General features: G+C 71.8%; 18 protein-coding genes and 1 pseudogene. 5 read left to right on the top strand and 14 right to left on the bottom strand.

Annotated features, from left to right (window positions below; all coding sequences use genetic code 11):
• Positions 1-53 precede the first annotated feature (53 nt).
• From groES to ABT063_RS32100, 3 genes are all read right to left on the bottom strand, one after another.
• Entirely contained in the window at positions 54-362 is a 309-nt protein-coding gene (gene groES / locus ABT063_RS32110; RefSeq protein ID WP_095747815.1) for a co-chaperone GroES, read from the bottom strand.
• A 259-nt stretch (positions 363-621) separates the two neighbouring features.
• A complete protein-coding gene (locus tag ABT063_RS32105) occupies positions 622-1,446 on the bottom strand; it encodes a polysaccharide deacetylase family protein (RefSeq protein WP_351063178.1) in 825 nt (274 codons plus the stop codon).
• Positions 1,443-2,372: a polysaccharide deacetylase family protein gene (locus tag ABT063_RS32100; RefSeq protein ID WP_351063177.1), complete on the bottom strand. Its 930-nt coding sequence runs from the start codon at positions 2,370-2,372 to the stop codon at positions 1,443-1,445. The genes ABT063_RS32105 and ABT063_RS32100 overlap by 4 nt, the downstream gene beginning before the upstream one ends.
• Before the next feature lie 90 nt (positions 2,373-2,462).
• Between ABT063_RS32100 and ABT063_RS32095 the strand changes: the two genes are divergently transcribed.
• On the top strand, positions 2,463-3,677 hold the full coding sequence (locus ABT063_RS32095) for a class I SAM-dependent methyltransferase (RefSeq protein WP_351063175.1): 1,215 nt from the start codon (positions 2,463-2,465) through the stop codon (positions 3,675-3,677).
• Here ABT063_RS32095 and ABT063_RS32090 read toward each other — a convergent pair whose 3' ends face one another.
• The 3 genes and pseudogenes from ABT063_RS32090 to ABT063_RS32080 form a co-directional block, all read right to left on the bottom strand.
• A complete protein-coding gene (locus ABT063_RS32090; protein ID WP_351063174.1) occupies positions 3,678-4,985 on the bottom strand; it encodes an RNA polymerase sigma factor in 1,308 nt (435 codons plus the stop codon). It lies immediately after the preceding gene.
• A 39-nt stretch (positions 4,986-5,024) separates the two neighbouring features.
• Entirely contained in the window at positions 5,025-5,381 is a 357-nt protein-coding gene (locus tag ABT063_RS32085; RefSeq protein ID WP_351063173.1) for a YciI family protein, read from the bottom strand.
• Between the two features lie 337 nt (positions 5,382-5,718).
• A pseudogene (locus tag ABT063_RS32080) lies at positions 5,719-6,252 on the bottom strand (MFS transporter); the annotation flags it as partial.
• A 172-nt stretch (positions 6,253-6,424) separates the two neighbouring features.
• Between ABT063_RS32080 and ABT063_RS32075 the strand changes: the two are divergent.
• Both ABT063_RS32075 and ABT063_RS32070 read left to right on the top strand, forming a co-directional pair.
• Positions 6,425-6,772, top strand: coding sequence for an MFS transporter (locus tag ABT063_RS32075; RefSeq protein WP_351063171.1), 348 nt, complete (start codon positions 6,425-6,427; stop codon positions 6,770-6,772).
• Positions 6,773-6,815: 43 nt separating this feature from the next.
• Positions 6,816-7,490, top strand: coding sequence for a TetR/AcrR family transcriptional regulator (locus ABT063_RS32070; protein WP_351063169.1), 675 nt, complete (start codon positions 6,816-6,818; stop codon positions 7,488-7,490).
• Positions 7,491-7,509: 19 nt separating this feature from the next.
• Here the strand turns inward: ABT063_RS32070 and ABT063_RS32065 are convergent, their stop codons facing one another.
• The 3 genes from ABT063_RS32065 to ABT063_RS32055 form a co-directional block, all read right to left on the bottom strand.
• Positions 7,510-8,565, bottom strand: coding sequence for an LCP family protein (locus ABT063_RS32065; RefSeq protein ID WP_351063168.1), 1,056 nt, complete (start codon positions 8,563-8,565; stop codon positions 7,510-7,512).
• 93 nt (positions 8,566-8,658) lie between these two features.
• The gene (locus ABT063_RS32060) at positions 8,659-10,011 is read right to left on the bottom strand and encodes a glycoside hydrolase family 10 protein (protein WP_351063166.1); all 1,353 of its coding nucleotides are present in this window, start codon (positions 10,009-10,011) and stop codon (positions 8,659-8,661) included.
• Positions 10,012-10,109: 98 nt separating this feature from the next.
• Positions 10,110-11,183, bottom strand: a complete 1,074-nt coding sequence (locus ABT063_RS32055; RefSeq protein ID WP_351063164.1) for a LacI family DNA-binding transcriptional regulator — start codon at positions 11,181-11,183, stop codon at positions 10,110-10,112.
• 122 nt (positions 11,184-11,305) lie between these two features.
• Here ABT063_RS32055 and ABT063_RS32050 point away from each other — a divergent pair, with 122 nt between their 5' ends.
• Positions 11,306-13,618, top strand: a complete 2,313-nt coding sequence (locus ABT063_RS32050) for a beta-xylosidase/alpha-l-arabinosidase (protein WP_351063162.1) — start codon at positions 11,306-11,308, stop codon at positions 13,616-13,618.
• A gap of 210 nt (positions 13,619-13,828) precedes the next feature.
• Here ABT063_RS32050 and ABT063_RS32045 read toward each other — a convergent pair whose 3' ends face one another.
• The 4 genes from ABT063_RS32045 to tsaB are packed head-to-tail and all read right to left on the bottom strand — an operon-like array spanning position 13,829 to position 16,350.
• A complete protein-coding gene (locus tag ABT063_RS32045) occupies positions 13,829-14,086 on the bottom strand; it encodes a hypothetical protein (protein ID WP_351063160.1) in 258 nt (85 codons plus the stop codon).
• Entirely contained in the window at positions 14,083-15,168 is a 1,086-nt protein-coding gene (tsaD, locus tag ABT063_RS32040) for a tRNA (adenosine(37)-N6)-threonylcarbamoyltransferase complex transferase subunit TsaD (RefSeq protein ID WP_351063158.1), read from the bottom strand. The genes ABT063_RS32045 and tsaD overlap by 4 nt, the downstream gene beginning before the upstream one ends.
• Positions 15,161-15,658: a ribosomal protein S18-alanine N-acetyltransferase gene (gene rimI / locus ABT063_RS32035; RefSeq protein ID WP_351063229.1), complete on the bottom strand. Its 498-nt coding sequence runs from the start codon at positions 15,656-15,658 to the stop codon at positions 15,161-15,163. The genes tsaD and rimI overlap by 8 nt, the downstream gene beginning before the upstream one ends.
• A gap of 35 nt (positions 15,659-15,693) precedes the next feature.
• Positions 15,694-16,350, bottom strand: coding sequence for a tRNA (adenosine(37)-N6)-threonylcarbamoyltransferase complex dimerization subunit type 1 TsaB (gene tsaB, locus ABT063_RS32030; RefSeq protein ID WP_351063156.1), 657 nt, complete (start codon positions 16,348-16,350; stop codon positions 15,694-15,696).
• Between the two features lie 292 nt (positions 16,351-16,642).
• On the opposite strand from tsaB, the gene ABT063_RS32025 reads away from it, so the two are divergent.
• The gene (locus tag ABT063_RS32025) at positions 16,643-17,197 is read left to right on the top strand and encodes a hypothetical protein (RefSeq protein ID WP_351063154.1); all 555 of its coding nucleotides are present in this window, start codon (positions 16,643-16,645) and stop codon (positions 17,195-17,197) included.
• 141 nt (positions 17,198-17,338) lie between these two features.
• Here ABT063_RS32025 and ABT063_RS32020 read toward each other — a convergent pair whose 3' ends face one another.
• The gene (locus tag ABT063_RS32020) at positions 17,339-17,515 is read right to left on the bottom strand and encodes a hypothetical protein (protein WP_351063152.1); all 177 of its coding nucleotides are present in this window, start codon (positions 17,513-17,515) and stop codon (positions 17,339-17,341) included.
• Positions 17,516-17,608 lie beyond the last annotated feature (93 nt).

The following is a 17,608-nucleotide window of genomic DNA, read 5'->3' as shown; positions in this document are numbered from 1 at the left end:
ATGGTCGCGGGGGGCCAGGGGCGCAGCTCGAAGAAAACGTGCGGTGAAGCGAATTACTTCTCGATGATCGCGAGCACGTCGCGAGCCGAGAGGACGAGGTACTCCTCGCCGTTGTACTTCACCTCGGTGCCGCCGTACTTGCTGTACAGCACGACATCGCCGGTCTTGACGTCGAGCGGAAGACGCTCGCCGTTCTCGAAACGGCCCGGGCCCACGGCCAGGACGACGCCCTCCTGGGGCTTCTCCTTGGCAGTGTCCGGGATGACCAGGCCAGAGGCCGTGGTCTGCTCGGCCTCGACGGCCTGGACCACGATGCGGTCCTCAAGCGGCTTGATGGCAACCTTGGAGCTGGCGGTCGTCACGATCCGACCTCCCCCTTCGGAGATCTCACGGGGTTAACTGTCTGAGGTGGCGACCAGGTCGATCCGTCGTCGCGGGTGCCGGACCTGCCCGTCGCGTTGTTGGCACTCTCCAGGGGGGAGTGCCAGAGCTGAGACTATGACCGCGGTTAGCACTCGGTCAAGCGGAGTGCCAGTTCCGTGCGGCGCGGGGGCGGCGGGCCTCGTCCTCAAACGCCGGACGGCTGAGACGGCTCGGCCGGCGCTGGAACGCTCAGCCCCCTTACAGGTAGTCCTCCAGGCGTCCCACCGTCAGCCCCTTCCCGCGCACCTCCCGCAGCAGCCTCGCCGTTCGTTCCACCAGCGTCAGGCCGGTCGCCTCCCCCGAGGTCACCGACACGATGTCGCCCGCCCGCAACCGGCTCCCGCCCTGCGTGAACGTCAGTCCGGTGTCCTCCATCGACGCCCGCCACAGGACGACCGCCGAGATGCCGCAGTCGGCTGCCGCGCGGAGTGTCGTCGTGTCGTACGTGCCGTAGGGCGGGCGGAAGAGGCGGGGGCGGACGCCGAAGCGGGACTTGAGCTTGTTCTGCTGGCCGCAGATCTCGGCGCGCTGGCCGGCGTAGGGCAGGCCGCGCAGGGCGGGGTGGTCGAGGGTGTGGTTCTGGATGCTCGCGCCGACCGACCGCAGGCGTGCGAAGTGGCCGTACCCCGGGCCGACGACACTGTCCGTGAGGAACATGCTGACCGGGAGCCGTAGCTCACGGACCATGTCGACGAAGCGCGGATCCTTCTCGGCGCCGTCGTCGTAGGTCAGGAAGACGACCTTGTCGGGCGTGCGGATGTGACGGACGACGGGTGGGAGGGCCGGGCCCGCCGTGCGGGTGGCGGGGGGCCGGGCGGCCGGCTTCGGGGCCGGAGGGAGCGGGGCCTCGAGGCCCCAGCGGCGGTACGGCTGCGCACCCACCCCCCGTTCGTCGGCCGATCCGTGCGATCCCACCCGCTCGGCCGCCTTCTCCCCCGGCCGTTCGACGGAGCCGAGGGCGCAGCCCGTCAGCAGGACGGCGGCCACCAGCGTCCCCGCCAGCGGGCCCCGCGGTCGCCTCACAGGTAGTCCTCCAGGCGGGCCACGGCGTACCCCCTGTCCGTGACCTTGTTCAGGAACCGGCGGATCATGTCCGGCATTGTGCCCTTCCAGTCGTCCCGGCCCCGGAAGTGACTGAGGACGATGTCACCCGGATGGAGGTCCCGGTCCCACTCGCGGTACTCCCAGCGGTCGACGAAGACCTCCTCGTTCCACAGGGGCACGTACCTGATGCCGCAGGCCTTGGCGGCGCGCAGGGTGTCCTCGTCGTAGTTGCCGAATGGCGGGCGGAAGAGGGTGGGGCGCTTGCCGTAGCGCCTCTCGATCACGCGCTGCATGCCGCAGATCTCCCGCTTCTGGCCGAGGTACGACAGGCCCGGCAGGTAGGGGTGGTGCAGGGTGTGGTTGTTCAGGACCACTCCCCGGTCCTGCATCTTCTTGAAATAGCCGTAGTCCTCCTTGACCAGGTAGTCGCTGAGGAAGGCGGTGTACGGGATCTTCAGCTCGCTCATCATCCGCAGGAACGCCCGGTCCTTCTCGGCACCGTCGTCGATGGTCAGGAAGACGACCTTCTGCCGGGTCGGGATGGTGGTGAAGACCGGGGGGAGGTTCCGTTCCCGGTGGCCGTCGACCTCGAAGCCCTTGCGAGTGGTGATCCTCGGTTTCACGGCGGGGGGTGAGGGGGCCGTCAGCGGAACATTGGCCAGACCCCAGCGCTTCGCCGCCGCGACGCGGGCCCGGTGCGCGGCGTACAGCCTGCCCGCGTACCGGTCGAGGGCCTGGGCCGGGGGTGCCTCCAGGTTCTGCTGACCGGGGGCCGGCCGGACGTCGGAGTCGAAGCCCTGCGCGCAGCCCGCGGCGAGAGCGGCGACGCCCAGCACGGCGAGGCCGCCGCGGACGGGCACCCGGCACACCGCACCCTTTTTGTCATTTTGTACTACTAGTCGCATGGTCCCGGATCTTCGCAGGCCGCCGTCGCGAACCCGGCCCGACACCGCCGCCGGAGGCGTACGGTCCACCGACTGGCCCACAATGAGCCGGTGAACGACCTCGCTCCCCTCCTCACCCCCGAGGGCCGCGCCCTCCTCGACGCGGTGCGCGGCACCGCCCCCGCCGACGAACTCGCCGTCGCCACCCGGCTGCGCCGTGAGCATCCCGCCGAGCTGGTGTCGGCGGCGCTCGGGCAGGCGCGACTGCGGCAGCGGGCGGCGGCGAAGTTCGCGGCCGCGGACGCCGAGCGGATGTTCTTCACGCCGAACGGGGTCGAGCAGTCGACCCGGGCGAGCGTGGCGACGTATCGGGCCGAGCGCTTGTGGGCGATGGGCGTACGGTCCGTCGCCGACCTGTGCTGCGGGATCGGCGGGGACGCGATCGCGCTGGCGCGGGCCGGGATCCGGGTGCTCGCCGTGGACCGGGATCCGCTGACGGTGGCGGTGGCGCGGGCGAACGCCGAGGTGCTGGGGCTCGCCGGGCTGGTGGAGGTGCGGGAGGCGGATGTCATGGAGGTGGATACGGCCGGCTACGACGCCGTGTTCGTCGACCCGGCGAGGCGGGGCGGCCGATCAGGAGGGGGCGCGCGAAGCGCGTCGATGAGGGGTGGTGGTCGGGCGACGGGCGGGCGGATCTTCGATCCGGAGGCCTACTCGCCACCGCTGTCCTGGGCGATCGAGGCCGCCCGCACGGCACCGCACGCCGCCCTGAAGGTCGCCCCCGGCATCCCGCACGAAGCCGTCCCCGCCGACGCCGAGGCCGAGTGGATCTCGGACGGCGGGGACGTGAAGGAGGCGGTGCTGTGGTTCGGCACCGGGGCGGGGGCCGTGCGCGCGACGCTGTTGCCGGGGCCGCGGACGCTGCTGGGAAGGGGACTGCCGGATCCCCGAGTCCGGCCTGTCGGACGGTACTTGTACGAGCCCGACGGCGCCGTCATCCGCGCCCATCTGGTCGCCGAGGCCGCCGAACAGCTCGACGGCGGGCTGGTCGACGCCACGATCGCGTACGTGACCTCCGACGAGCTGCGGCCGACGCCGTACGCCTCCGCCTACGAGATCACCGACCAGCTTCCCTTCAACGTCAAGAAGTTGAAGGCGCTGCTGCGGGAGCGGGAGGTCGGGATCCTGACCGTGAAGAAGCGGGGGTCGGCGGTCGAGCCGGAGGAGCTGCGGCGGAAGGTCAAGCCTCAGGGGCCGAACTCGGCGACGGTGTTCCTGACCAGGGTCGCCGGGGCGCCCACCATGCTCCTGGGGCACCCGGTCTGATCAGGACGCCTCGGCGGCCCGGCGCAGGAGCAGTTCCCGCTCGCGTTCGTTGCGCGTCAGTTCAGCCGCCCTTACGAACTCGGCCCATGCCTCTTCCCCGCGCCCCAGCCGCAGCAGCAGATCCCCGCGGACGCTGGGCAGCAAGTGGTAGTCCCGCAGGGCGGGTTCGGCGGTCAGGGCGTCGACGATCTCCAGGGCCGGTTCCGGTCCCTCCGCCATCGACACGGCGACCGCGCGGTTGAGTTCCACGACCGGGGACGGGGCGCGGACGGCGAGCAGGGCGTACAGGGTGGCGATCCTCGGCCAGTCGGTCTCCTCGTACGAGTAGGCCATGGCGTGGCATGCGGCGATCGTGGCCTGGAGGACGTACCGGCCCGGGGCGCCGGATGGGGGTCCCCCCGCTCGAGCGGAGCCGAGAGTGGGGGAGGTGGCACCGGCGCGGTCGAGGGCGGTGATGCCACGGGCGATGAGCATGCGGTTCCAGCGGGCGCGGTTCTGGTCCTTGAGGAGGATCGGTGCGCCGTCGGGGCCGGTGCGGGCGGCCGCGCGGGACGTCTGGAACTCCAGGAGGGAGGTCAGTCCGTGGACCTCCGGTTCCTTGGGCATCAGGGCGGACAGTACGCGGGCCAGCCGCAGGGCGTCCTCGCACAGCGCCGGGCGCAGCCAGTCGTCGCCTGCCGTGGCGGCGTAACCCTCGTTGTAGATCAGATAGATGACGTCCAGGACCGAGCCGAGCCGGGCCTCGCGGTCGGGGCCGTACGGCACCTCGAAGGCGACGTTCTTCTGCGCGAGGGTGCGCTTGGCACGGACGATGCGCTGGGCGACCGTCGGCTCCGGCACCAGGAACGCGCGGGCGATCTCGGCCGTGGTCAGGCCGCCGAGCAGACGCAGGGTGAGGGCGGTGCGGGCCTCGGCGGACAGGACCGGGTGGCAGGCGGTGAAGACCAGCCGGAGCAGGTCGTCGTCGATGTCGTCGGGGTCGGCGGGCTCCTTGGGCGGTGCCACGTCCGACAGGTCCCGCCCCATCTCGGCCAGCTTGCGGGCGTAGTTCTCCCGGCGGCGGATCAGGTCGACGGCACGGCGGCGGGCAGTGGCCATGAGCCAGGCCCCCGGATTGTCGGGCACCCCGTCCCGCGGCCACTGCTCCAACGCGGCGACGAGCGCGTCCTGCGCCAGCTCCTCGGCGATCCCGACGTCCCGGACGATACGGGCGACGCCGGCGATGATGCGTGGCGACTCCATACGGAAGACGGTCTCGACGGTGTGGCGCGGGTCGGGGGTGGAGGGCTGTGGGCTCACAGCCCCCATGCAACACCCCGCGCCGCTCCTGGCCAAGGAGCGCCGGGATCAGCCCTCCTCGATCTCCCGCACCTCGCAGGTCATCGTCCATTCCTCGCCGTGGACCTTGAGGAACCGCTTGGTCCACTCGATCGCCTCGGCCTTGTCCCTGCACTGCATGATCGCGTAACCGCCGATGACCTCCTTGGACTCGGTGAAGGGCCCGTCGGTGACGGAGAGTTCGCCGCCCGCCAGGTGCACCCGCGTGCCCTGCGCGCTCGGGAGCAGGCCGGCGGTGTCGAGCATCACACCGGCCTTGGTGATCTCCTCGAGCAGCTCGCCCATCCGCTGCATCAGCTCGGGGCTCGGTCCCTCGGAGGGCATGCTCTTCTCGTCGATCTGAACGAGCGACAGGTAACGGGGCATGGTGACTCCTCGTATCGGTGGGCCGGGTCTTTCCCGGCCTCTCACCCCTGCGTCGAACGGGAGACCCCCGGATCGACACGCTCGCCGGAATTCTTCGAAGAATTTTCTCGGCCACCCGTTCCCGCAGGTCGGCCGCCCTTTCCGTACAGGACCCCGGCCGCCGTCGCCGCCATCCCCAGCGGCCCCGCCGCCACCCAGTACGCCGTCGAGAACCCGTCGACGAGCCCCTGGGGCCCCTCTCCCCGGCACTCAGGGCCACCGTGCCCAGCACACCCAGCCCGACCGCCCCACCGACCTGCCGCGAACTGTTGAGCAGCCCGGACGCCATGCCCGTCTCCGCCGGGGCGCCCCCCGTCGTCGCCGCCGTCCCCAGCGGCACGAAGCACATGCCGATGCCGACGCTCGCGACCGCCGACGGCCCGAGGATCGACAGCGGGAACCCGCCGTCCACCGCCACCGCCGCCGCGAACCAGGCGATCCCCACGGCCCCGAGCAGCCCGCCCACCAGCAGCAGCGTCCCGGATCCGTACCGCCCGACCGCCCCTGCCGCGATCACCGACCCGGCCACGACGCCCACGCAGAACGGCAGGAACGCGCATCCGGCGGTCGTCGCGCCGTAGCCGAGCACCTGCCGCATGTACAGCGAGGTGAAGAAGAAGGCCGCGAACCGGCCCGCCGACATCAGCAGCGCGAAGACGTTCGCCGCGAGCACCGGCCCCTGCGTGAGCATTGCGAGGCGCAGGAGCGGCTGCCGTACGCGCCTCTCCGTCACGGCGAAGGCGGCCAGCAACAGCGCCGCCGCGCCGAGCGCGCCCGCCGTCCGCCAGGCCGTCCAGCCGTACGACTCCGTCCGCGCCGGGCCGAGGACCAGCAGCGAGGTCCCGCCGGTGACGAGCAGGGCGCCGATGGCGTCGAGGCACGGTCGGTGAGCCGGTCGTCGGCGGGCACGGCGGACCGTACGGCGGCCAGGACGGCGACCACCACCGGCACGTTGACCAGCATGACCGACCGCCAGCCGGTCCCTTGCCTTCGGCGGGCTGCTGATGCTCGGCGGACGGCTCGCCGACGTCGCCGGGCGGCGCCGGGTGCCGGTGGTCGGCTTCGTCGTCTTCGGCGTGGCCGGCCTGGTCGGCGGACTCGCCCAGGAACCAGGCCAGTTGATCGCGGCACGGGCCGTGCAGGGCGCCGGTGCCGCCGCGCTCGCCCCGGTCGCGCTCGCGCTCATCGCCGTCAACTACGCGGAAGGTACGGCCCGTTCGCACGCCCTTGGGCTGTGGGGCGCCTCCGGCGCGGTCGGCGGAACTGCGCGGCGAGCAGTGCCGGCAGTGACCAACGGGAGGTCCTTGTCTGGGAGTTCACCCTGCGAGGCAGATTATTGTACGTGTATATGAATTGGCCAGGAGTGGACCGCGGGCGGCGCGAGAGAATGCCCGGGTGACAGAGAACGCGCGCCCAGGTCGCAAACGAACCGTCGGACGTCCCCCGCGCATAGCCGCGGAGCAGATCGTGGACGTGGCACGGCGCATCCTCCAGGAGGAGGGCGTCGAGGCGGTCTCCATGCGCCGGGTCGCCAAGGAGGTCGGCGCGACCCCGATGGCGCTCTACCACCACGTGCGCGACAAGGACGAGTTGCTGCTGCTCACGCTGCGGGGCATGGCGGCGACGTTTCCGCGCCCGTCCCTCCCCGAGGATCCGCGCGATCGCATCCTGACCACCGCCGTCCACATGCACGCGGTCCTCAGCGAGGTGGTCTGGGTCATCGACGTGCTGAGCCTCGGCGACCTCACGGACAAGAACGCGCTGTGGATGCCGGAGGAGATCATCGACTCGGCCATCGCCTGCGGACTGACCCCAGAACGGGCGCTGCACGCCTACCGCACCATCTGGTACGTCGTCCACGGCGCCCTGGTCTTCCACCGCGCCGACACCCGCCGCGCCGCCGACCCCGACCGCAGGCCCTTCTTCCCCGCGCTTCTCACCGAGGAGGACGCCTCCGAACTCCCCCGCCTGACCGCCCTGTCGGCCGACTGGGACGAGCTGAAGGCGCGTTACGACGTGGCCGAACAGCTCGCCGCGGTGGTGGACGGGCTGCTGGGGAAACGGGGTTGAACGGGAACGCCGTCGGGCCTCACCGCAGCGACTCCCACAACTCCCCCGCCTCCGGCTCGTCCGCCACCACCCGGTTGCGGTCCGACGGCGCCGGCAGCACCGGCATCGTCACCGTGGTCACCTCGTCCGCCGGCAGACCCCGCAGGCTCTCGCCGAGGCGCATCAGCTCGGTCAGCGAGTCGAGGCCGGTGTCGGTGGTGAGGCTGCCGGTGACGGCGTCGGCGACCCGGTACAGCTTGGCGGGGTCGGACAACAGGTTCGTCGCGGAGATCTGCTCCAGCAGCGCCTTCACCAGCTTGTGCTGGAGGCCTATGCGGCCGAGGTCGCTGCCGTCGCCGATGCCGTGCCGGGTGCGGGCCAGGGCGAGGGCCTGCGCGCCGTCGAGATCATGGGTGCCGGCCTCCAGTTTCAGGTGGCTGTCCTCGTCGTCGATGTCCTCGTCCGTGGTGACGGTGACCCCGCCGAGCGCGTCCACCAGCCGCGCGAAGCCGGCGAAGTCGATCTCGATGTAGTGGTCCATGCGCACGTCGGTGATCGACTCGACCGTCTTGACCGCACACACCGGCCCGCCCACCGAGTACGCGTTGTTGAACATGGAGTTGTACGCCACCGACGTCGACCCCCCGGACGGCAGCGGGCAGGACGGGCGGGTGACGAGCGTGTCGCGCGGGATGCTGACCACGGTCGCCTTCGTACGGCCCGCGTCGAGGTGTACGACCATCGCCGTGTCGGACCGGGCACCCTCGCTGTCGCCGCCGCCGAGCTCCTGGTTCTCCTTGCCGCTGCGCGAGTCCGAGCCCAGGACCAGGATGTTCAGGGACCCGGTGGGCAGCGGCGAGGCGGAGACCGTACCGGACGGGGTCGGTGTGGTCACCGCCTTCGGCGGGCGGTCGTCGCCGAGCGCGTTGTTGATGTCGACGCTCTTGATGTTGCTGTTCAGGTGCCAGTACGCCCAGCCCGCCACGGCAGCGCCCAGCACCAGTGCGCCCGCGAGAGTGAGACCGGCGGCCTTGAGCGCTCTCGACCGCCGGCCCCTTCGTCTGCCCTCGTCGCCGTTCTCCGCGTGTCCGGTCACAAGAGGAACATAAGTCCGAATTATTAGGAGAATGTTAGGGACGGGATCGCGAGACGGTTTTCTTCGGAATTTCTCATACTTCTCGGGCCCCGCTCACCCCAGGGTCACCGCCGGCACCGGATTGCTCCCGCTCCACGACCCGTTGAACCCGAAGGTCACCGACCCGCCATTGGGAACCGTCCCGTTGTACGAGGCGTTGGAACAGGTGACCGCCGCCCCTGACTGCGTACAGGTCGCGTTCCAGGCCTGCGTGATCCGCTGCCCCGCGCCGAAGGTCCAGCCGGCCTTCCACGACGACAGCGAGGCACCCGAGCAGGCGATCCTCACCTGCCCCGTGAAACCGGTGTTCCACTGACTGGTGACGCTGTACGTCGCCGTACAGGCATCCGTCGGCGGTGTCGTGGTCCCGCCGAGGGCTTCGGCGATCGCGTGGTAGGCCGGTTTCGGCGCGTAGTTCTCGTCGTACGGCGTCGCCGCGCCCTGACCCGGGAAGGTGTCCGGGATCCAGGAGTCGGAGTCGGTGAAGCCCCAGACGGTGACGCCGACGCACCGCGCGACCGCCACACACGCCGAGAGCACCGACTTGTAGTCGGCGGCCTGCTGCGTCAACTTCGCGTCGGTGGCCGGGAGCTGCATTCGGATGTCCAGCTCGGTGATCGCCACGTCCACGCCGAGGTCGGCGAAGCGCTGGATGTTCTGCTGGAGCGTGGACGGGACCTGGCCCAGGATCAGATGGGCCTGGAGACCGACCCCGTCGATCGGGACGCCGCGCTCCTTCAGGGACTTGACCAGGTCGTACAGGGCGGTGCTCTTGGCGTTGACGCCCTCGACGTTGTAGTCGTTGATGTACAGCTTCGCGGACGGGTCGGCGGCGCGGGCGGCGGTCAGGGCCTGGGCGATGTAGTCGGCGCCGAGGCCGTTGTACCAGAGGGTCTGCCGGTAGGTGCCGTCCTCGTTGAACGGCTCGTTCACCACGTCCCAGGTGGCCAGCCGGCCCTTGTAGCGGCCCACTTCCAGCGCGATGTGGTCGTTCATCAGCTGGCTCAGCTGGGCGGGGGTCCAGCTGCCGTTCGTCAGCCAGCTCGGGTTCTGGCTGTGCCAGACCAGGGTGTGGCCGCGTACCTGCTGCCCGTGGGCCTCGGCGAAGTCGACGATTCTGTCGGCCTCGGCCCAGTTGAAGTTCCCCCGGGTCGGCTCGACCGAGCCCCACTTCATGGCGTTGCCCGGGGTGAGCGCGTTGAACTCGCGTCCGGCGATCTCGCCGTAGGTGCCGGTGAGTTTGGAGCCGGTGACCGCCGTGCCCATGACCTTGCCCTTGGCGTCGGCCAGGTCGCGCAGGGGTGCGTCGGCGGCGTGCGCCGCGGGCGCCGTGACCAGCAGCGTGCCCAGCATCGCGAGGCCGCTCAGGAGTGACGCCAGGGATAAGCCCGTTCTCAGAGATCTCATTGCGGATGCCTCCGAAAGTTTCGGTTGAACAACCGATTGGCTTCGGAGCAGTGTGGGGGCCCGCACCACACCCGTCAATACAGGAACACGCCTACCTGCTACCCCGCCCCGGGCGCTCCCGTACTGGCGCGCACCACCAGGCTGGTCGCCAGCTCCACCCGAGTCGCCGCCGGCGTCCCCTCCTCGCGACCGAGGTCGAGGACCAGCTTGGCGGCCGCCTCGGCCATCTCGGTCAGCGGCTGCCGCACGGTCGTCAGCGGCGGCCCCACCCAGGGCGCCACCGGCAGATCGTCGAACCCGACCACGCTCAGGTCCTCCGGGATGCGCAGCCCCAGCTCGCGAGCGGCCTCGTACAGCCCGAGCGCCTGGAGGTCGTTGCCGGCGAAGACGGCGGTGGGCCGGTCCGGGCGGCGCAGCAGTTCCAGGCCGCACCGGTAGCCGGCCTCGTGGTGGAAGTCGCCGGCCGCGATCAGCTCGGGGTCGACCGGCAGCCCGGCGGTCTCCAGGGCGGCACGGTAGCCGTCGATCCGGGCGCGGCTGCACATCATCCGGGACGGTCCGGTGATCGCGCCGATGCGGGTGTGCCCGAGCTCGACCAGATGCCGGGTGGCGGCGAGCCCGCCCTGCCAGTTGGTGGCTCCGATCGAGGGCACGTCGGCGCCCGGGTCGCCGGCCGGGTCCATCACCACGAAGGGGATGGACCGGCTGTTCAGCAGGGCCCGCTGGGACTCGTCGAGCCCGGACAGCACGAGGATCACGCCGTGCGGCCGGCGGGCGGCGACCTGGTCGGCCCAGGTCCGCCCCGGCGTGAGCCGACCGGCGCTCTCGCTCAGCACCACGCTCAGCCCGGTGTCCCGCGCCACGTTCTCCACGCCCCGGATGACCTCCATCGCCCAGGCGCTCTCCAGCTCGTGGAAGACGAGGTCGATCAGGGGCGAACGGCTCGCCTCGGCGCGGCGGCGCCGATAGCCGTGGGCGCGCAGGAGCCCTTCCACGCGGCTGCGGGTCGCCGGGGCGACATCGGCACGGCCGTTGAGGACCTTCGAAACTGTCGGCGCGGACACGCCGGCCTCACGCGCGATCTCGGCGAGGGTCGCGGTCTGCGCGGACCGTCCTGTCGTCGGCCCTGTCGACTGCGTTGTCCGGGTTTCACCGGGCTCCGGGGGTGTCATGGCGGCGATCGTATCCCTGCGCGACCTCTTGACGAACCCTTCTCACCGCCCTAGGTTCCCAAAACATTCGAATTGTATCTCGAAACATTCGCGAGAGGGCCATCCACCCCGACAGGAGTTTCATGACCACCGCGCCCTGGCGTGACCCCGCCCTGCCCGCCGCCGCCCGCGTCGACGACCTCCTCTCCCGGATGACCCTGGAGGAGAAGACCGCCCAGCTGTACGGCGTGTGGGTGGGCGCCACCACGGACGGCGACGAAGTCGCCCCCCTCCAGCGCGAAATGACCGCCGAGTACGACTGGGACGAGCTGATCACCCACGGCCTGGGCCAGCTCACCCGCCCCTTCGGCACGGCCCCCGTGGACCCGGCCCTTGGCGCACAGGCTCTGGCCCGCGCCCAACGGCGTATCGCCGAGGCCGGCCGCTTCGGCATCCCCGCGATCGCCCACGAGGAGTGCCTGGCCGGCTTCACGGCCTGGCGGGCGACGGCCTACCCGGTCCCGCTCGCCTGGGGCGCCACCTTCGACCCCGCCCTGGTCGAGGAGATGGCCCGGCGCATCGGCCACGACCTGCGCTCGGTCGGCGTCCACCAGGGCCTCGCCCCCGTCCTGGACGTCGTACGGGATCCGCGCTGGGGCCGGGTGGAGGAGACCATCGGCGAGGACCCGTACCTGGTCGGCACGGTCGCCGCCGCCTATGTCCGCGGCCTCGAGTCCACCGGCATCATCGCCACGCTCAAGCACTTCGCCGGGTACGCCTCCTCGGCCGGCGCCCGCAACCTGGCCCCGGTGCGGGCCGGGATCCGGGAGTTCGCTGACGTGACGCTCCCGCCGTTCGAGCTTGCCCTGCGCGAGGGCGGCGCCCGTTCGGTGATGGCCGCGTACACCGACACGGACGGTGTCCCGGCGTCGGCGGACCCCGCCCTGCTCACCGAACTCCTGCGAGAGCAGTGGGGTTTCACCGGCACGGTGGTCGCCGACTACTTCGGCGTCGGCTTCCTGCAGACCCTGCACCGGGTGGCGGGAACCGAGGCGGAAGCCGCGCACGCGGCACTGGCGGCGGGTATCGACGTGGAACTCCCGACGCTCAAGTGCTACGGCAAACCGCTGCTGGAGGCGGTCCGGACGGGCGCGGTCCCGGAGTCCCTGATCGACCGGGCGGCCCGCCGGGTCCTGCTCCAGAAGTGCGAACTGGGTCTGCTGGACGAGGACTGGGAGCCCGAGCCGACCGGGCCGGTCAACCTCGACTCGGCGGCGAACCGCGCACTGGCCCGCCGCCTCGCCGAGAAGTCGGTCGTCCTGCTGGACAACCCGGACGGCCTGCTGCCGCTGGCCCCGGACACGAGGATCGCGGTCGTCGGTCCGCGGGCGGCGGACGCGCTGGCGATGCTCGGCTGCTACTCCTTCCCGTCCCACGTCCTCCCCCACCACCCCGAGGTACCGACGGGCATCGACATCCCCACGCTGCTGGACTCCCTCCGGGCCGAACTCCCCGACGCGAAGGTCACGTTCGCGGAGGGCTGCGGGGTGTCGGACCCGGACACCTCGGGCTTCGAGGAGGCGGTGGCGCGGACGGCCGAGGCGGACGTGTGCGTGGCGGTACTGGGCGACCGGGCGGGCCTGTTCGGGCGGGGCACGTCGGGCGAGGGCTGCGACGCGACGGACCTGCGGCTGCCGGGCGCTCAGGCGGAGTTGCTGGACACGCTGGTGGGGACGGGCGTCCCGGTGGTCCTGGTCCTGCTGACCGGCCGTCCCTACGCGCTCGGCCGCTGGGACGGCCGGCTCGCCGCCGTCGTCCAGGCCTTCTTCCCTGGGGAGGAGGGCGGCCCGGCGGTCGCGGGAGTGCTGTCGGGCCGCGTCAACCCCTCCGGCCGCCTCCCCGTGAGCGTCCCGCGCGTCCCCGGCGGCCAGCCCTGGACCTACCTCCAGCCCCCGCTGGGCCTCCGGGTCGAGGTGAGCAACCTGGACCCGACACCGCTGTACCCGTTCGGGCACGGGCACTCGTACACGGACTTCGTGTGGGAGGACTTCACGGGCGGCGCCGAGCCCGCGGAGCTCGGCACGGACGGCTCGTACGACGTGTCGCTCACGGTCCGCAACGCGGGCGAGCGGCCGGGCGCGGAGGTCGTGCAGCTGTACCTGCACGATCCGGTGGCGTCGGTGACCCGTCCGGACGTCCGCCTGATCGGTTATCAGCGCCTTGAGCTGGCGCCGGGCGAAGCGAGCCGGGTGACCTTCCGGTTCCATACGGATCTCTCGGCGTTCACCGACCGTTCAGGCCGGCGAGTGGTTGAACCGGGCGCCCTCGAACTACGGTTGGCGGCGTCCAGCGCGAACGTACGCCACACAGCACGGCTCAGGCTCACCGGGCCTGACCGGGTGCTCGGCCCCGACCGGCGGTTGCGGTGCGGGACGGAGGTGTCGGGGGTGGCGTGATCCTCCGCGCCGGGAGCACGGGGGATCCGATGGACAGGTACGTTCACCACCAGTTGCGGGAGGTCGTTTCGGCCCTCGCCGCCACTGCCGTCGCCGCGACGGTGGTGGGCGTCGTCCGCGGGTTCCCGCCGCCGAAGGTCAACTGAGAGCGTCGGCACGGCAAGGTCGTCTGGCGGGGTCATGTCCACAGCAGTCCGTGGGAGCTCTCGGTCAGCCGTCGGCCACCGGCTCGAACCGCCACCGATGCACTGCCCGGGTGACCAACTCCTCGTCCGGCTCCGGCAGCTCGGGCAACTCGGCGTCGTACGGCGCGTCCCACCAGGTGATGACCAGGACCCGGTCCTGCGGCGCCCGGAAGGTCTCCCGGCGCAGGGGCCGCGGCGTGAGCTCCTGCGCCCGCGCCCAGGCCAGCAGCTCCTCGCCCCGCCCGTCCACGGCCCGGGCCTCCCACATCAACGCGACCGTCACGAGTACAGGTTCTCCTTGCTGACCTCGTGCACGTGGTCGTGGCCGGGGACATGCGGTTCCGTCACCGGCAGGGACGAGTCCGCCGAGAGCTCCCAGCTCGACGCGGACCGGTTCCGCGCCACCATCTCGGCACCCAGCGCGGCCACCATCGCCCCGTTGTCCGTGCACAGCTTGGGCCGCGGCACCCGCAGCCGGATCCCGGCCGCCTCGCACCGCTCCTCGGCCAGGGTCCGCAGCCGCGAGTTGGCGGCCACGCCGCCGCCGATCATCAGGTGGTCGACGCCCTCGTCCTTGCAGGCCCGTACCGCCTTCCGGGTCAGCACGTCCACGACCGCCTCCTGGAAGGAGGCCGCCACATCGCGCACCGGGACGTCCTCCCCCGCCGCCCGCTTCGCCTCGATCCAGCGGGCCACGGCCGTCTTCAGGCCGGAGAAGGAGAAGTCGTACGCCGGGTCGCGGGGGCCGGTCAGACCGCGCGGGAACGCGATGGCCGAGGGGTCGCCCTCCTTGGCGTACCGGTCGATGACCGGCCCGCCCGGGAAGCCCAGGTTCAGGACGCGGGCGATCTTGTCGAAGGCCTCCCCCGCCGCGTCGTCGATCGTCGCGCCCATCGGCCGTACGTCGGAGGTGATGTCCGAGGACAGCAGCAGCGACGAGTGCCCGCCGGACACCAGCAGCGCCATCGTCGGCTCCGGCAGGGCGCCGTGCTCCAGCTGGTCCACGCAGATGTGGGAGGCGAGGTGGTTGACGCCGTAGAGCGGCTTGCCCAGCGCATAGGCGTACGCCTTCGCCGCCGAGACGCCGACCAGCAGGGCCCCGGCAAGGCCCGGACCGGCGGTGACCGCGATGCCGTCCAGGTCCCGCGCGCTCACCCCCGCCTCCTTCAGCGCGCGGTCGATGGTCGGCACCATCGCTTCGAGGTGCGCCCTGCTGGCCACCTCCGGTACGACCCCGCCGTAACGGGCGTGCTCGTCCACGCTGGACGCGATGGCGTCGGCCAGCAGGGTGGTGCCCCGGACGATGCCGACGCCGGTCTCGTCGCAGGAGGTCTCGATGCCGAGGACGAGTGGTTCGTCAGCCATGGGTCTCGGTTCCTTGTACTGAGGTTGGTCCCGCGGCGGAGCCGCTGTCGGATGTTGTGGTCAGGCGCATCACCAGGGCGTCCACGTTGCCCGGCTGGTAGTAGCCGCGCCGGAATCCGATGGCCTCGAAGCCGAAGCGCTCGTAGAGCTTCTGGGCGCGGACGTTGTCGATCCGGCACTCCAGCATCACTTCGGCGCACTCGAAGGCGGTCGCGGCCCGCAGCAGCTCGGTCAGCAGCCGTCCGCCGAGGCCGGTGCCCTGGTGGTCGCGGGCGACGGCGATCGTCTGGACGTCGGCCAGGTCTCCTGAGGAGGCCAGACCCGCGTACCCCACGATTCTGTCGTCCTGCTCGGCCACGAGGTACCGCCGCGTCGCCTCCGGCCCGCGCGCGTGGGCCAGCTCGGACCAGAACATGCCCCGCGACCAGGCGTCCTCGGGGAAGAGGGCCCGTTCGAGTTCGAGTACGGGGTCGATGTCCCACCAGCGCATCTCGCGCAGCCGGGGGGTCACGGTCGTCGATTCGGTCACTTGGGGGTGACCACCTTGTAGTTCTTGGGGACCTGGGCGTCCGGGCGGCGGAGGTACAGGGGTCGGGGCGCCGGGAGTTCCTCACCGGCGGCAAGTCTCTCGGCGGCCAGACTCGCCATCGCCGCGGCCGACACATGCTCGGGCTCGTGGGCGCTCGGGAAGGTGTCCGGGTACAGCAGCGCGCCCGCGCCGACGGCGGGCAGCCCGGCCACCTGGTCGGCGATGTCGGCGGGCCGGGCGACGGCCGGGTCGGTCAGCCGGGTGCGTGAGTCGGCGTACTTCGCCCAGTAGACCTCCTTGCGGCGGGCGTCGGTCGCCACGACGAAGGGGCCCTTCTCGATGTCGGCCGCGTACGCGAGGCCGTCCAAGGTGCACACGCCGTGCACCGGGACGCCGAGCGCGAGCCCGAAGGTGTCCGCGGTCATCAGGCCGACGCGCAGCCCGGTGTAGGGGCCGGGGCCGATGCCGACGACGATGCCGGTGACGGCGTCGAGCTTGAGGCCGGCCTCGGCGAGCACGCGGTCGACGGCCGGCAGCAGCAGCTCGCCGTGTCGGCGCGCGTCCACCTGGCTCGACGAGGCGATGACGTCCGCACCGTCGTGCAGCGCGACGGTCACGGCGGGGGTGGCGGTATCCAGAGCGAGCAAGAGCACGCAAACAGCCTACGGCTCATCAGGGCCCGTGTCGGACGTCCCGTCGTCCGCCCGGAGGGCGGGCCCTGCGGCGTCCGGTGCGTGCGGTCGCAAGGCGCCGGAGCCGTCCTCGATGAGGGCCCTAGGGGTCCCCCCACGCCCTTGAGGCAGTGAGGGAGTGCGTGCCGGGCGTCGCGGGGCAGGCGGGACGTCCGACACGGGCCCTGAGGCCCGGCACGGCCGCCCAGGTCGGGCGGTCACCTGCTGCTACCGTCGCCACGAAGCAAGGTGTACGACAACGAGGTGGGCGACCGTGGCAAGCAGCAGCGCCGGAATCGTGACCGGGCTCACCGTGGCGGCCCTCGCGGCCGTCGGCTTCCTCGCCTACCAGGCCTCCGCGACCGTCCCGGCCGACCTCGGCAAGCCGCGCGCGGGCAGTTCGCCTGCGGTGTCCGCCTCGAAGGCGCCCCGGAGCGCGAAGGACCCCGCCCCGCCGCCCGCCGGGTCCGGTACGGGTGAACGGGTCGTGTACTCGCTGGCCGAAGACCGGGTGTGGCTGGTCGGCCCGGGCGAGAAGGTCACGCGCATGTTCGAGGTCGCCCCCGGCACCGTCGACCCGGCGCCGGGCACCTACACGGTCACGTCCCGCTCGAGCGCGGTCACCGGCACCGACGGCACCCCCGTCGTGCACGTCGTCCGCTTCACCAGCGTGAACGGCGTGACGATCGGCTTCAGCGCGGCGGTCGACGGCTCTATGCCCGTGCCCGACCCGACCGTGCAGACGGGCGGCATCCGCGAGTCACGGGCGGACGGCCACGCGATGTGGCTGTTCGCGACGGTCGGCGCGAAGGTCGTCGTGATCCGCTAGGGCCTGTCCGGCGGGACAACGCCGCAGATGGGCGTGCCAGACCCCGCGTCTGCGGCATGGTCCGCCGGACCGCCGCACAGGCTCTAGGGCCCTTCTGATGGATCTCCGCAGGCGACGCTGCGGAGATCCATCAGAAGGGCCCTAGGCCGCCTTCGGGTGCTCCGCGGGCCGCTGGACCGTCCCCGGGTCGGGTACGCGCGGCGGTGTCGAGATCGCCTTCGCGGCGGCGCACGACGCCAGCAGGTCTCGCATGGACACGCCGGCGACGACCTCATAGGGATGCGACGGTGACTGCGGCTTGCTCTCGGTGGCCGACATGGACGCCTCCTGAAGTTCGGGGGCGGGCGTAGTTAGGTACACCTAACTACGGACTGGATACCATGTGACCACGGCCAAGACGCCGAACGCAAC

Origin of the sequence: Streptomyces sp. NPDC002838, from assembly GCF_040295365.1 — a bacterium.
Classification (GTDB): domain Bacteria; phylum Actinomycetota; class Actinomycetes; order Streptomycetales; family Streptomycetaceae; genus Streptomyces.
The sequence above is the reverse complement of the archived record's forward strand: the minus strand, read 5'-3'. Positions and strand labels throughout refer to the sequence as shown.

What these genes read in the sequence shown, in the direction of transcription:
- ABT063_RS32100 (WP_351063177.1), bottom strand. Translation starts at nt 2,372, where the DNA reads ATGCGACTAGTAGTACAAAATGACAAAAAGGGTGCGGTGTGCCGGGTG.
- ABT063_RS32090 (WP_351063174.1), bottom strand. Translation starts at nt 4,985, where the DNA reads ATGGGGGCTGTGAGCCCACAGCCCTCCACCCCCGACCCGCGCCACACC.
- ABT063_RS32085 (WP_351063173.1), bottom strand. Translation starts at nt 5,381, where the DNA reads ATGCCCCGTTACCTGTCGCTCGTTCAGATCGACGAGAAGAGCATGCCC.
- ABT063_RS32075 (WP_351063171.1), top strand. Translation starts at nt 6,425, where the DNA reads ATGCTCGGCGGACGGCTCGCCGACGTCGCCGGGCGGCGCCGGGTGCCG.
- ABT063_RS32060 (WP_351063166.1), bottom strand. Translation starts at nt 10,011, where the DNA reads ATGAGATCTCTGAGAACGGGCTTATCCCTGGCGTCACTCCTGAGCGGC.
- ABT063_RS32055 (WP_351063164.1), bottom strand. Translation starts at nt 11,183, where the DNA reads ATGACACCCCCGGAGCCCGGTGAAACCCGGACAACGCAGTCGACAGGG.
- ABT063_RS32050 (WP_351063162.1), top strand. Translation starts at nt 11,306, where the DNA reads ATGACCACCGCGCCCTGGCGTGACCCCGCCCTGCCCGCCGCCGCCCGC.
- tsaD (WP_351063158.1), bottom strand. Translation starts at nt 15,168, where the DNA reads ATGGCTGACGAACCACTCGTCCTCGGCATCGAGACCTCCTGCGACGAG.
- rimI (WP_351063229.1), bottom strand. Translation starts at nt 15,658, where the DNA reads ATGCGCTGGTGGGACATCGACCCCGTACTCGAACTCGAACGGGCCCTC.
- ABT063_RS32020 (WP_351063152.1), bottom strand. Translation starts at nt 17,515, where the DNA reads ATGTCGGCCACCGAGAGCAAGCCGCAGTCACCGTCGCATCCCTATGAG.